The organism is Alteromonas sp. MTD1, assembly GCF_042848195.1.
In the GTDB taxonomy this organism is placed as follows: Bacteria; Pseudomonadota; Gammaproteobacteria; order Enterobacterales; family Alteromonadaceae; genus Alteromonas.
The window spans coordinates 90863-104089 of the sequence record NZ_BTGG01000012.1 but is presented as its reverse complement, the minus strand read 5'-3'; the positions used below and the strand labels follow the sequence as shown (position 1 = coordinate 104089).

9 protein-coding genes are annotated in these 13227 nt (G+C 43.8%); 1 reads left to right on the top strand and 8 read right to left on the bottom strand.

Annotated features, from left to right (window positions below; genetic code table 11):
- Positions 1-12: 12 nt before the first annotated feature.
- From ACGHAV_RS15995 to ACGHAV_RS15960, 8 genes are all read right to left on the bottom strand, one after another.
- Entirely contained in the window at positions 13-2490 is a 2478-nt protein-coding gene (locus ACGHAV_RS15995; protein ID WP_390382887.1) for a cellulose synthase subunit BcsC-related outer membrane protein, read from the bottom strand.
- Positions 2487-3551, bottom strand: a complete 1065-nt coding sequence (locus tag ACGHAV_RS15990; protein WP_390382884.1) for a glycosyl hydrolase family 8 — start codon at positions 3549-3551, stop codon at positions 2487-2489. Before ACGHAV_RS15990 ends, ACGHAV_RS15995 begins: the two co-directional genes overlap by 4 nt.
- On the bottom strand, positions 3545-5893 hold the full coding sequence (locus ACGHAV_RS15985) for a cellulose biosynthesis cyclic di-GMP-binding regulatory protein BcsB (protein WP_390382881.1): 2349 nt from the start codon (positions 5891-5893) through the stop codon (positions 3545-3547). The genes ACGHAV_RS15990 and ACGHAV_RS15985 overlap by 7 nt, the downstream gene beginning before the upstream one ends.
- Positions 5893-8115, bottom strand: coding sequence for a UDP-forming cellulose synthase catalytic subunit (gene bcsA, locus ACGHAV_RS15980; protein WP_390382878.1), 2223 nt, complete (start codon positions 8113-8115; stop codon positions 5893-5895). Before bcsA ends, ACGHAV_RS15985 begins: the two co-directional genes overlap by 1 nt.
- Positions 8093-8617 (bottom strand): hypothetical protein, encoded by a 525-nt coding sequence (locus ACGHAV_RS15975; RefSeq protein ID WP_390382875.1) that lies wholly within the window; start codon positions 8615-8617, stop codon positions 8093-8095. The genes bcsA and ACGHAV_RS15975 overlap by 23 nt, the downstream gene beginning before the upstream one ends.
- A gap of 198 nt (positions 8618-8815) precedes the next feature.
- On the bottom strand, positions 8816-9331 hold the full coding sequence (locus ACGHAV_RS15970) for a YgjV family protein (protein ID WP_390382872.1): 516 nt from the start codon (positions 9329-9331) through the stop codon (positions 8816-8818).
- An 11-nt stretch (positions 9332-9342) separates the two neighbouring features.
- Positions 9343-10065, bottom strand: a complete 723-nt coding sequence (locus ACGHAV_RS15965) for a tRNA1(Val) (adenine(37)-N6)-methyltransferase (RefSeq protein ID WP_390382869.1) — start codon at positions 10063-10065, stop codon at positions 9343-9345.
- A 54-nt stretch (positions 10066-10119) separates the two neighbouring features.
- Positions 10120-10740 carry an NAD(P)H-binding protein gene (locus ACGHAV_RS15960; protein ID WP_390382866.1) on the bottom strand — a complete coding sequence of 207 codons (621 nt, stop codon included), beginning with the start codon at positions 10738-10740 and terminating at the stop codon, positions 10120-10122.
- A gap of 70 nt (positions 10741-10810) precedes the next feature.
- On the opposite strand from ACGHAV_RS15960, the gene ACGHAV_RS15955 reads away from it, so the two are divergent.
- Entirely contained in the window at positions 10811-13021 is a 2211-nt protein-coding gene (locus tag ACGHAV_RS15955; RefSeq protein WP_390382863.1) for a DPP IV N-terminal domain-containing protein, read from the top strand.
- The last annotated feature ends 206 nt before the right edge of the window (positions 13022-13227 follow it).

Sequence of the window (13227 nt, the reverse complement as noted above, 5' to 3'; positions counted from 1 at the left end):
ACCCCGCTTTTTTTATAGCGCAAAACCACTTAAGCGTGGGGATGATAAAATTAACTCATCGCTGGTAACGCCATTGCCTTTACCCGCTCTCCAGCGAATTTGAATTCCTGCTTCAAAGTCTTCAAACTCTACGGCAAACGACTTGCCCATATAACCCGCTACAATCCAATTATCGCTTAGCCTATACTGACCTTCGGCCATAATATTACCGCTTAGCCCCGTATTGTTGTCTTCGCCTAATGTAGTGACAAGGTCTTCATCGTTTAACGCAAAATCATTTAATGGAAAACGTAAATCGTCGTCTTGTTCAACACGCGATACTGCAAGCGTTGTGCGAAGCCTAACTTGCCACTGCTGCGCTTCAAGGGTTAATAGTTCAGAGTAAGCGCCTACGCTTAGGAACATACTAGGGCTAAAGTAACCGCCATTACCATAGGTAAACCCACTCACGTTGTTGTCGTAGCCGTTGTAGCTAATAAACGGGCCAACGCGCCAATAATCGAGCTTTGGTGAAACTTGTGAGGCTAAGTCGTAACTTACATCCATTCGTACAGCCAGAGCATTGTTATCAATCACTCTATCACCCGTTAATCGACTTACTTGCGCAGTACCTGCCACGGACCACTTCGGCGCCACGGCATGCGCAGCAAGCACGCGTACACCGTCTTCAAGCACATAGCCCCATCCGTCGGTGTGTCGATTATTAAATGTGCCTGTGTTACTGAGTAAACTGTCTTGTTTAGGTAGTCTAAACGCTGTTGCGGCTAAGGTGGTTTTATCAAGAAATTTTGTTAACGACACTTGCCCCGTTAACGCTGCGTCTACCGGCTGATCAAACATACCGTATTCAAGGTTAACGTAAAAATTGTAGTCTTCTTGCTGATAGCTCGCTTCGGCACGAATTCCGGTATCTTCAAACCCCGTAATACCGCTGAAGTCAGGCCGAGACGTGGTGTTGTTTAAAGCTGACAGCTGTTGGTCGCCAAACCAGTCCCCAACAAAAGGAGCACCGCTATAAAATTGTTTATAGTCGAATGTAACTTGCCAGAGCCAGTCATTAAACTCGCTGCCCACGCCAATATAGTGGCTATTCACATCAAAACGTCCAAGTCCAACTAGACCGCTACGAGAGCGTGTATTTACACCATACACAACCTGAAGCGCGTCTTTCGTTTGCGCGGTTGTAGACCTATTGTCACCATTTAAGTAGGCAAGAAGAAATTGTTTTCTAGGCCACGCTGTTTGCGTAATTTGTTGCTGTTGTATTGCTTTAACCGCAGAAAACTCGGCCGCAAGCTCGCTTAGCTTGTCTTCGTTACCCGAATGTAGTTTTACTAATTCGTTAGCATAAATCGTATTTTCAGGGTCTTTCGACAGTGCGTATGAAAACGCGTCGGTGGCGGTGTTTACATCTTGGTATTCACGCGCGGCCCACCCTAAAAGCGCATATTCTTCAAGCGTAAGTGGACGAATTTGTTGAAGCTGCTTACCTGCGTTAACACTGTCTTGAAATGCGCCTTGGCTGTAAAGAGAAGCCTGACGCTCGGCCAAACCATCAGCACAACGACGAAGAAATACTTCAGTATTAATGCTACACGCAAGTTCAAAGGCTTCATCGTTAAGGTTTTGAGCTGTTAAGCTTATATATTGACCTTCATGGTGCTGTAGCAATGAAAACAATGTGTGAGCGTACGTGTAGTCTTTTTCATCAAAGTATTCCCACGCGCTTCCTAATACTATTTCACGTGCTAGTGCTTTGTTTTGCTCTAGCTCCTGCTTTTGACCTTCGCCAATGTATTGCTTTAGCAAAGTAATATTTTTAGCTGCTAACGCCTGTTGCACTCTAGTAGTAGTAATACGCTGCAAACCCTGTTGAGCCGATTCACGTTCAACCTGCAAAGTAGTGGTGTTTAACGCATTATTAAACTGCTCTATAGCTTGGTTGAATAACCCCTTATCAACGGATGTCCAGCCAATTAAAAGATGAAAATCGCTTCGCCCCACGGTGTTTGCCAAGTTTCCCAACTGCGCCAGCTTGTTTTCGGATGTTTTCTGGCGTGCGGCAGGGTTTAACTGCGCAAATTGCTCAAGAAGGAACTCAGCCGTAGGCTGTTTTGGTTTTGATAATGGTTTAGCTGACAGTGGTGCTGTATTGCTATTCTTGGGGCTCTCTGCCGGTGCAGATGCAGCTGCTTTAAGCCGACCGTTAATCCTATCTAGCTCGGTAATAACATCTTTCGGCGCTCGCCAAGCCGGGTATTCTGCACGAAGTCGTTCGAACTCAGTATTGGCTAGTGAAACCTGTTTTTCATTAATGTGATACCAAAGGCCTGTTAAATCGGGCTGCTGATCGAGCGTTGGCAGCACCGGCAACTCTTTTTCTTGGTAGGTCGTCGTTGTTTGTGCAATTCCCTTTTTCACAAGTAAAGGTATTGCTACTAGAGCAGGAACAAGAAACGATGTTAATACCGATTTTTTAGAAGATTTCACGATTGAGAGTCCATTACCGCTAACATCGACAGCATCGTTAAGCTTGCAGAGTAATAGTCGGTTTTACGAGAGAAAGTGGGCCAAGCTTCGTCATGAGCAAGCTGCACATCTTCATTATGTGCAATGCTATTTACCGCTGTTTTTATCGCTGTCATGCCTGGAGTAAGACCATAGCCAGATCTTTCTCCTGTATTCAAATTAAGCGTTGCGGGTACTGTCGATTGCGCCCACCACTTAAAATACGGTGAAAGTAATTGTTCTGCTTGCCCTGAGTCCTTCATAAACGATGTGGACCACACTAAATGAAGCGGCACGCGCACTGCATTAAAACCGTATTCTGATGACAGTACGTTGTTTAAAGATACGTTGCCTTCTTCTAGCCTTAACCAATCACTGGGTAACTTATGGGAAGAAAATTGGCTTTCTTGAAGTAAAGATATGCCACTTGAGAACAGCAACTCCCACTGGGCTTTGCTATTACTGTATTGTGCTATTGTCGAAATGGCAGGAAACACCCAATACGACAAGTTTAGCTGTACGCTATGAGCATCACTAAAACCAAATTCACCTGGTAGTAAAACAGTGTGTGGACCACGTGTGACAATGAGCTTTTCTTCTACAGCCGCTATAATGGCAGTTGCATCGTTTTTATAGGAACTATCGCCCCACTTCTCGTATGCGCGCAGCAATGCCCACGCAATAAGAAGCTCGCCGTCAGATGCATTATTTGGATCATCAATACAACGTTTGTTATTGGATTCACACGGACGAAAACGCCAGCTAAACAGGTTGTCGTCTCGCTGTAGCGTTTGCTTTGTCCATTGCCATATCCCATCAAAGGTAACTTTGTCTGACGCAGCAACAGCGAAAAGCATGCCATAGCCCTGCCCTTCGCTGTGCGACACATTGTCGTTGCCGCTATCAATTACTCTACCGTCTTCAATAAAAAGCGCTTTAAAAGCGGCAAAACGCTTCTCGAAAGCTAAGTTATCTTGAGTAGAGCAAGACGACACCAACAAAACTACCAGTAGAAGTAGACCTGTTAAACGTACGTTTACCATGAATCCTGAACTTGCTGATTTCTGCGTTTTAATAACAGGTAAGTAATAACACTAACTACAACCACCAGCGCAATAAATCCAAATAGCCAATACCACGGGTTATTTGACAACCAAAGGCGAAGGTGTAGCCATTTATCGTCGGCTTCGCCCACTTCAAACTTGTCGCTTACTTGCATAACCAAAGAAGGCGCTTGACTGTTTTTCCATGCAAAGAAATCACCACCTAACTGCCCCCATAATGACAAGCTTACCAAGTCCAATATACGCGCCTCTAATAAATCAGGCGTTTGAGCCGCAACAATAAATAGGGTATCGCTATTGGTTGCCGTTGGGTGACGCTGCGCGGTTAGCACCGCTTGCTCACCTAAATCACTTTGTTGAACGGTATGCCCGTCAATGCGCATTTCTTTGAATGATTTATCTTCAGTAAAATTACGAATACGGTTATACATGTTGTTCTGCAAACGATACGACCAGCGTTTTGTGGCTTCAATAGCAGTACTGAACTCTGCTTGCTCAACACTACTTAAAGACTCTGGAGTACCAAGTACAAACGCCGACGTAGAAGTGCTTATTTCGTTACCTAGCGCCACCTCAACATTCAATAGTGGCACCTGCGCCACTTGTGCCAGTTTAGCGGATAACGTTAGCGCACTGTCTAGAAATACTTCAGTCGGAATATTAATCGTTGAAGCAGGCGCACTTTTGAAACGTGCAAACGGATATGCTGTTTCTGACATCAGCGCCAAATTAGGCTGCACGGCAACGTGACCAGCATCCGGTAATTTAATTGCAGACGAATCGTCTAATTGAAATACTAAGTGAGAACCAGGAATGTCGTCACACTCAACACCCGCAAGTGGAGCACGCTGGGTGACATCAAAATCAATATTGTTAATTCCGCCTTTGAAAAAACGCGCAGGAATAGTGAGTTGATAGTCTCTGAACGACTGACCGTTTATGTTATTTAATGCTAAGCCATGAACAAGTTCACCGTTTACGCTCACGTTCATTACCGAGCCAGGTCCAAAACCGGCACCATAGCCAAAATCGAGTAATAATTTTACGCTAGCATTTTCAGGTACATAAAAATCGGCAGGTAAACGCAGCGGCACACGTTTTCTAAAGTCCCCTTCATTTCTAAACTGTGCAGTAGCAACCCCAAAATCTTGAAAGGTATAGGTGTTATCTGGCGTTAACACTTCATGTTTTTGCAGCTTGCTGGCATCCATTTCACTTTGTGACAGAACCGTTACCTGAGTTATTGGGTTTATTGCGTCATCCATAACAGAAAGTGCTTTTGCTGCTTCGTAAACCTCTTCTTGTGTGGTGCCACTTACAATCAAACGTAGGCTTGCTGGCGTAACCACAGTATTGTTAACGATAAAAGCCGGTGTGTTCTGAGTTTTAAGGAATGCTCCGTTGATTTCGTTCACTAAATCATCAGAAAGGACTGGAGACAACTGTTCCACGGTTCCCACTAATACGTGAATAGGTTGCTGCTTTTGCGGTGTAACATACCAAGCACTTCTTTCAAACCTGGCTATGTTGTCTTCATTCCAAAATTCATCGTTTAATGCTTTGGAAGTTGCATTACTTCTGTCCAAACTGTTTCCAACGCGATCACTCAGCGATGTACCTCGTAGCAACTCACTTACATCGGGTAACTCATAGTTATCGGCAAACGCAGCATGTTTTACATGTAGTGGCTGGTACTGATTTCGAAGCGCAAGGGCTTGCGCTGCTAAAGGCAGTGTTTTCTGATAAATACTGGTGTCTGGTTCAAGTGCAGTATAAAGCGCTACCTTACGTTGCCCGCCAATACCTGGATTAAAGAAATGGCTTAACGACTCCAGCATAAACGGCTTGTCGCCTACTGCGGTATCTAGAGTTAACGTAGAATTGTAGACGTTAACTTCACTCCATAACTCTGGCGCATTGCCGTCAACACATTGCATAGCGTAATGTTGACTAACCGCTAAGGTTAACGAGTTAAAACCAGGGCGCCACAGTGCTGTAGGGATATTTATTTCCGAAACTAAAGAAGGCCTGTCTGGGTCGTATGCTACTTGTCCGATAGTTGCGTTATTAAATCGAATATAAAGCTGAGAACGCTTTTTAATAAGGGCTTGTGAGCTAGTTACTTCAATACGTAACTTAGCCGAGTTAACGCGTGTCGCTGCACTTAATGGAATAGGAACATCAATAGCGTCGGACTTTCCTTGAAGACGAATTATGCCATCACCGCTGTAAAAATCGGTCAAACGAAACGTTTCGGTCTGCGCTAATGCCGAAACCGACACCAACAAACTCACAATTAACATAAGGTAAGTTTTTATCATTATTTTTCCTTTACCGGCGCAGGCAGAAGCCTTAGTTTTCCGGCGAATTTCCTCAACAACACTGCAATATGCAAAAACACAGGCTTTAGCCCCACTTTTAACACGTGTTTAGCACCAAACCAATAAGATATTGCTCTGGTTCTTCTGCGCTGAAACGACATCCATCTCAAGCTGTCACATAGGGTGAATGCAACAACCTCGTCTTGCTCTGCATCATTTTGCGAGGAAAACCGCACGCGTAAGATCTGTGACTTTTCATCAAAATGCAGTGCTTCAACTGAAAGTTGAACGTTGCGCTGTAACGCATGGCTCCAAGCGATAAGCGTGACATGTCGTGGTATACTGGCACCTTCACCTTTAATACGCATCCTTGCGCCACCAAGCGACAAGTCTACCAAGTCACCCACCCAGGCCTCATCTTCAGATGTTCGCAGCACTACACTGTTTGTGGCTGGCAAACGCGATTGACTGCGAACTTGTTTACGTTCTAACAGCACACTCATAACCGACAATAACAATATTAGGTTGAACACGTTCCAAAGCATTACCACAACGGTAAGTTCCCTGGTTAGTGGCTCGGTAATAAATTTATACACGCCCATTCCCAACGCAAAGGTGATAAGCAACGTTAACCAGTAGAATACGCCCGATAACGGTGAAACAAAGGTTTTGTCTAGGCTTTCCCCTTTCGGTGTAACCACGAAAGACGGCGCTCGTGGTTTTAAGAACACTTTTATAAGCGCGTTGAGCGTAAAAGCACACTGTAGAATTTCATAAAGCTCGGACACTAACGGCCACCGCGTTCGTCCAAACAGCATGGTAGAAATCATGTACGTGGCGATTACATGGGGAATAGTGAACGCGAAGATTTCTAGCATGGATGCATGATAAACCTGCAGCCCAAAAACAAGGTAGGCCAATGGCATTAGAAGAAAGACAATGCGGGCGAAAGGAAAAAGCCAAAACATGATAGAACTCATGTAACCAATCCGCTGATACCATTTTAAGCCTTCAGCCTTGAACGGTTTTTTAAGTAATAATATTTGGGTCATGCCCTGTGCCCAGCGCATGCGCTGCTGAATAAAAGCATCGAACGTTTCTGGCGCTAAACCGCTTACCATAGGGCGGTCAACATAAACAGACTCGTAACCCATTTTATGTAAATCAAGGGCGGTTTCCGCATCTTCTGTGATGGAATCGCCAGATATACCACCCACTAAATCTAGGTGGGCACGACGCATCAAGGCTGCAGAGCCACAGAAGAAAGAGCTCCCCCAATAATCTAATCCTTTTTGAATTGTACCGTAGAACATGTCATTTTCTGACGGCATGCGGGTAAACGCAGAAAAATAGTTGCGCTCAACGGGGTCAGGGTTAGCCATAAAATGAGGTGTTTGTACCAAGAATACTTTCTCATTCCTTAGCATCCAAGGCACGGTTCGGTCTAGAAAATCTGAGGTAGGAACATGGTCGGCATCTAAAATAACAATGAAATCGCCGTCAGTGTTTTGAATGGCACTGTTTACATTACCCGCTTTCGCAAATTCGTTTCGTGCTCTTGTGTGATAACGTATTTCTAGCCTTTGGCAAAGCTGCTGAAGCTCTTCTCGTCTGCGTTTGGCCGTAGCCGCTGCAGCCGGGTTTGTAGAATTTATTTTTTGGTCGGTACCACCATCATCAAGAAGATGAACGCGCAGCTTATCCTTAGGGTAATCAAGCAGTTTAGCTGCACGAATTGTCACTTCCAAGATATCTGCATCTTCATTGTAGCTGGGAATCATTACATCCACAGTAGGTAATGTGGCAGGGTCTTTTCCTTGTAGCGTTAGTAAAGGCCTGCTAAGAGGAAATGCATTTACAATTGCCCCCAGTACAGATGTAATGCCTGCATAAATTTCTGCACCAAACAACAGCCACACCGCTACCATCGACAACACATCTGAATAAGTAAGCGTATATATACCTCGCCAAAGCAGGTATCGAAAACTTAATGCAATGGCCAACACCAGTGCAAAGGTTCTAAATAAGTGCTGATGCTGTTGCATGTGCCTCGCCTCTCGGCTGCACAAAGAAATTATGATGAGTATTACAACGGAAGAAATGAGTTGCCCAAAAGCATCCATGGGCGCAAGCAAAAGCAGCCCTAATAATAGCGCTGCTGTAAGAAGAACAACAATGTATTGTGTTGTGCGATGATGTCTACGGGGTTGCGAATTGTCCAAGCTTGCGATCCATTACGTGTATCTCCGTTACACTCGAATAGTTCGCCCTGTTAATTAGCGTGACTTTGCCGTCTGCTACATCTACTTCATGATTGCTCATAAAGAACATTCTTGAAATTGCATCGCGCTGTTTTTTACTGCTTTTCGACGCAAAAAACCAAGCGGGATATGTGGCACAACCAAATGCAGCTAACGCGATTAAACCGAAAAACACAATTGGTGGCATTGTAGGCGCTACGTACAGGGAAAATAAAAACACGGCTATACTTGCTACGGTAAATATACCAGTAATTTTACGTAAGCGTATAACTTTTATAAGATTATTTTCAGCAGCAACAAGCATACCGAGGCGCTTTTTCCACACCTGTTCGGCTTCGAACAATGTTTGCTCTTCAACCAAATGCGGTTTGACGTTCTCAAATAAACCGCGGCTCTGAGCCTCACCTTTTGACGATGATACTTCAGACCCGAATAACTGCTGTGTATTGTTAACTGTCTTCACTGCGCAAACTCTCCTACCACATCGTTCGAGAATACTTCGACTCTTCCTTAGGAAAAATTGCTAAGATCATACTTAGTGATTCAGAATTATACGCTTCCATACTACTTTCGCTATTGAACTTTGGGATAAGCCAATGAAAGCAAGGGCTACAGCTTGACTGAGGCGTTTACAAGGCTTTTTAACGCTGTTTAAAAATTGTCATTTCTGAGTATTTAGTGAACGCTTATTGGCAAAAAGCTTACTTAAAATGCTGATTAAATTGCTCACATTGAATACAGTACCAAATATACTACCAACTGAAATGGCGTAAATTAGACCAAGCGTTTCTGCAACCAAAAACACTTTTCTAATTTTGTCGGTATCGCGAATAACTATTGAGCCGATGGTGAAGATAAGTGAAGACGCATAGGCCACTAAAATGATCCAATGGTGCTCAAGCACAAACCATTCATACGCCAAAAACCCAACATTAGCGGCAATAAAAACGAACAGTATGAGATTGCTTCTATTTTTAATAGCTATGAAATTTCTCAAGCTAGCTAAGAGTGTGCCTACCCCAGCAGCCATAGCATCTAGCATGAAAAAATGTGCACTCAACGCAGCAAGGGCAAATGCAGAAATAAGAAGGTACTTATCTACATTTGTCTGTCTGTAGCCAATGAAATTTAAAATAACGGCAAGTGCGCCGAATGCTTCGGCAATAACAATAGTCAATGTTTTACTCTCTAGAACTTCAAATAGAAGGGTTTACATAAGGCTTTATACGCGGCGCTGTATTCACCAGCCTTGTTTCTTATAAATAATGCGTCTTCAACAATCAAAGGCGTTGTAGTGTGCGCATGCTGAAATTGATAGGCAGTCAAATACGGCTCATGCTGCTCGTCATGACTAACATCCATCGCTTGTATCGCGCACAATCCAAACTCTGAAGCGGTATTAATTATTTGCGCTTTTATTGAATACGGATACACACAATTTAACCAGCCATTGCTCTTCAAGTGCCTTTGACAGTAACTGAACAAATCGTGGGGTGTTAATGCGCTTGTTTGCCTTGCCGTTGCACGCTGAACGCTTTGTGCTTTATAAGCGTTTGAGCCCTCATGAGGAGCGTCAAAATACGGCGGATTAGACACAACAACATCATAGCTTTTTTCTTTATGTGACTGCAGCGAAGAACAGGATACATTGATACGGTGTGCCCACGGCGAATTGACAGCGTTCTCTTGTGCCTGCTGTGCTGCGCTAGCATCAATATCAATAGCATCAATAAGTACGTTATCAGACGTCCGCTGCGCCAACATCAGGGCTAGAATACCTGTTCCAGTTCCAACATCTAGCACCGAGGTTGCGTTATTCAACTTCGCCCAGCTACCTAAAATTAAACTGTCGGTATTTACTTTCATTGCGCATTTATCTTGAGCAATAACAAACTGCTTACAGCGGAACATGAAAAGGCACTGAATCTCGCGATAGATGAAATTGGCGCGGCATTTTACACGAATTTACCACTTTTGCAGCGACATCATGTTTCTAGCTACATCGATAGGATGTACGGGACGATACTTTTTCAAAGGCCCTTTCATTAAAGACTGCCAAACGGGTGCCGTTTTTTGTGCTATTTCTTCCAGAAAACGAGATTCATCACGCTCACCTATTAATAGTGATGGCCTTACCGCTGAGGCGTGCGGTAGCTGCGGCATGCGCATAATGGCATTTTCGAGCTCGCCTTTTACGCGAAGATAAAAATTACTGCTTTTTGCATCGGCGCCCACCGACGATATCCACACGAAGCTTTCTGCTCGCTGCGCTCTTGTTAGCTGCGCTGCAACGTGCACGTATTCAAAATCTACTCGACGGAAGGCTTTTTGTGATCCTGCCTTTTTTAAAGTAGTGCCAAGGCAGCAGTAAACATGGTCTACGCTAAAATAGCCTTGATAGTCTTGCAGGTTATCGAAGTCGATAACGACAGGCTTCAAGCGACCATGAGGGTCGTTAAACATTGTCGCAGGTAGCGGCTTTCTCACTAAACACGTTACTTCGCTGTATCGCCTATCTTGTAAAAGTACATTTACAAGCGTTCGTCCCACTAAACCAGTCGCTCCCAGCACCATTGCGGTTTTCATACTTCACACCTTGTATCATGATATCGTTTCTCTACAATCTAACCTTCGACAGTCAAATATGCAGATAAAAATGAAAAAAGCCCTTTTAATTGGAGCCGCTATGCTCTCTACTGCTTTAAACGCTGAAACGCTCACTATTGAGCGTATTTTCTCATCGCCATCGCTTGATGGTAACGCACCTCGTTCTTTGAAAGTATCACCTGACGGCCAACGTGTTACGTTTTTGAAAGGTAAGCAAACCGACTACGAACGCTTAGATTTATGGGAATACCATATTCAAAGTGGTGAAACCCGCATGTTGTTCGATTCGAACGATCTTCAAAGTGGTGAAGAAGTACTGTCTGACGAAGAAAAAGCACGCCGTGAGCGCATGCGCTTGTCTGGCAGCGGTATTGTGAGCTACCAATGGTCAGACGATGGAAAAGCACTTCTCTTCCCTCTTGGTGGTGACGTGTTTTATCACAAGTTAGGCGAAAAAGGCGCTAAACAGCTGCTTGATACTGACGCATTTGAGACCGACATTAAGCTATCGCCTAAAGGCAACTATATTTCATTTATTCGCGACCAAAACTTATTTATTAAGCACATTGAGTCAGGCGAAGAAATGGCTATTACCAAAGAAGGTGGTGGCAACATAAAATACGGTATGGCTGAATTCGTTGCTCAAGAAGAAATGGGGCGCATGACAGGCTACTGGTGGTCGCCAGACGAAGAGCATATTGCATTTACCAAAGTAGATGAAAGCCCTGTCGACGTTATTACGCGTTCAGAAATATACGCAGACGATATTAAACTTATTGAACAAAAGTACCCTAAAGCGGGCACACCCAATGTGTTAGTTGAGCTAGCTATTCAAGATATCAGCTCGGGCAAGCGCACATGGGTAGATTTAGGCGAAAACAAAGACATTTATTTTGCGCGCGGTAAATGGATGCCTAATAGCACAACGTTTACCTATCAGTGGCAAACACGTGATCAACAAACGTTAGAGCTTCGCGCTTTTGATACAACAGCCAATAAACAAACCGTTTTGTTGACTGAAACAAGCAACACGTGGGTTAACCTTCACGACGACCTATATTTTTTGAAAGATAAAGGGCAATTCATTTGGGCGTCTGAGCGCGATGGTTTTAAACATCTCTATTTGTTCGATAATAACGGTAAATTAGTTAAGCAATTAACTAAAGGAAACTGGGTTGTTGATGACGTTGAAGCAATCGATGTTGCTAACAATCGCTTGTACTTTTCAGGCCGTAAAGACACACCGCTTGAAAGCCATGTATATCAAGTATCGCTTGATGGCGGCGATATCACACGCGTAACTGAGCTTGGTGCCTACCACAGCGCATCGTTCAGCAAAGATGCCTCTATCTTTATTGACCGTTTCTCTACCATTAACTCTCCTGCACAAGTAAGCCTTAATGATGCAACCGGCAAGCGCATTACGTGGCTTGAAGAGAATAAAGTTGAAAAAGGTCACCCGCTACACGCTTACATGGATAGCTGGACTGCACCAGAATTTGGCGATATTACGACTAAAGATGGCGCTACGCTTAAGTATCGTATTTACACACCAGAAAGCGCTAAACAAAACCCAAACCAAAAGCACCCTGTTATTGTGTATCTATACGGTGGTCCGCACGCACAAGTAGTGACTAACAGCTGGGCAGGCAATCGCGGTTTGTTATTCCAACATTGGGTAGACCAAGGTTACGTTGTGTTTACGCTTGATAACCGTGGCTCGAACTACCGCGGTAAGGGCTTTGAAGATCCTATTTACAAAAAAATGGGCTTTATTGAAGTTGATGACCAAGTAGCGGGTGTTGAGTTTTTACGCACATTGCCTTTTGTTGACGCAAAGCGTATTGGCGTTCACGGCCACAGCTATGGCGGTTACATGACGCTTATGACCATGTTCAAAGCAGTTGATTACTTTGCAGCAGGTGTGTCGGGTGCACCGGTAACCGATTGGCGTTTATACGACACGCACTACACCGAACGTTACATGGGCAACCCACAAACAGACGATGATGCCTACACAGCATCTTCAGTATTTCCTTATGCAAAAGACTTGAAAGGCGACTTGCTTATTTACCACGGTATGGCCGACGACAACGTGTTGTTCACGCACTCGACCATGCTATATAAACACCTTCAAGATTTAGCAATTCCATTTGAGACTATGGATTACCCCGGTAAAAAACATAGCATCAGAGGAAAGCAAACAGGCATTCACTTATATAAAACAATAACTAACTTTTTTGAAAGAACGATTAAGTAAATATAAGTAAATGAAATATAAAGGCATAAGGGTTATTTATCCTTATGCCTTTTTTTTTAGGTATTAAACTTTGTAATACTTTTTCGCTACATGGTTTGTTAAATAAAATTTAATGATGTAGGTTCGAGAGTGAGCGATTTGCTTACCCACTATTAAAAACAAATAAAAAAGTGGGCTTAAACAATAAGTGGAACAAAGAGTGGTAC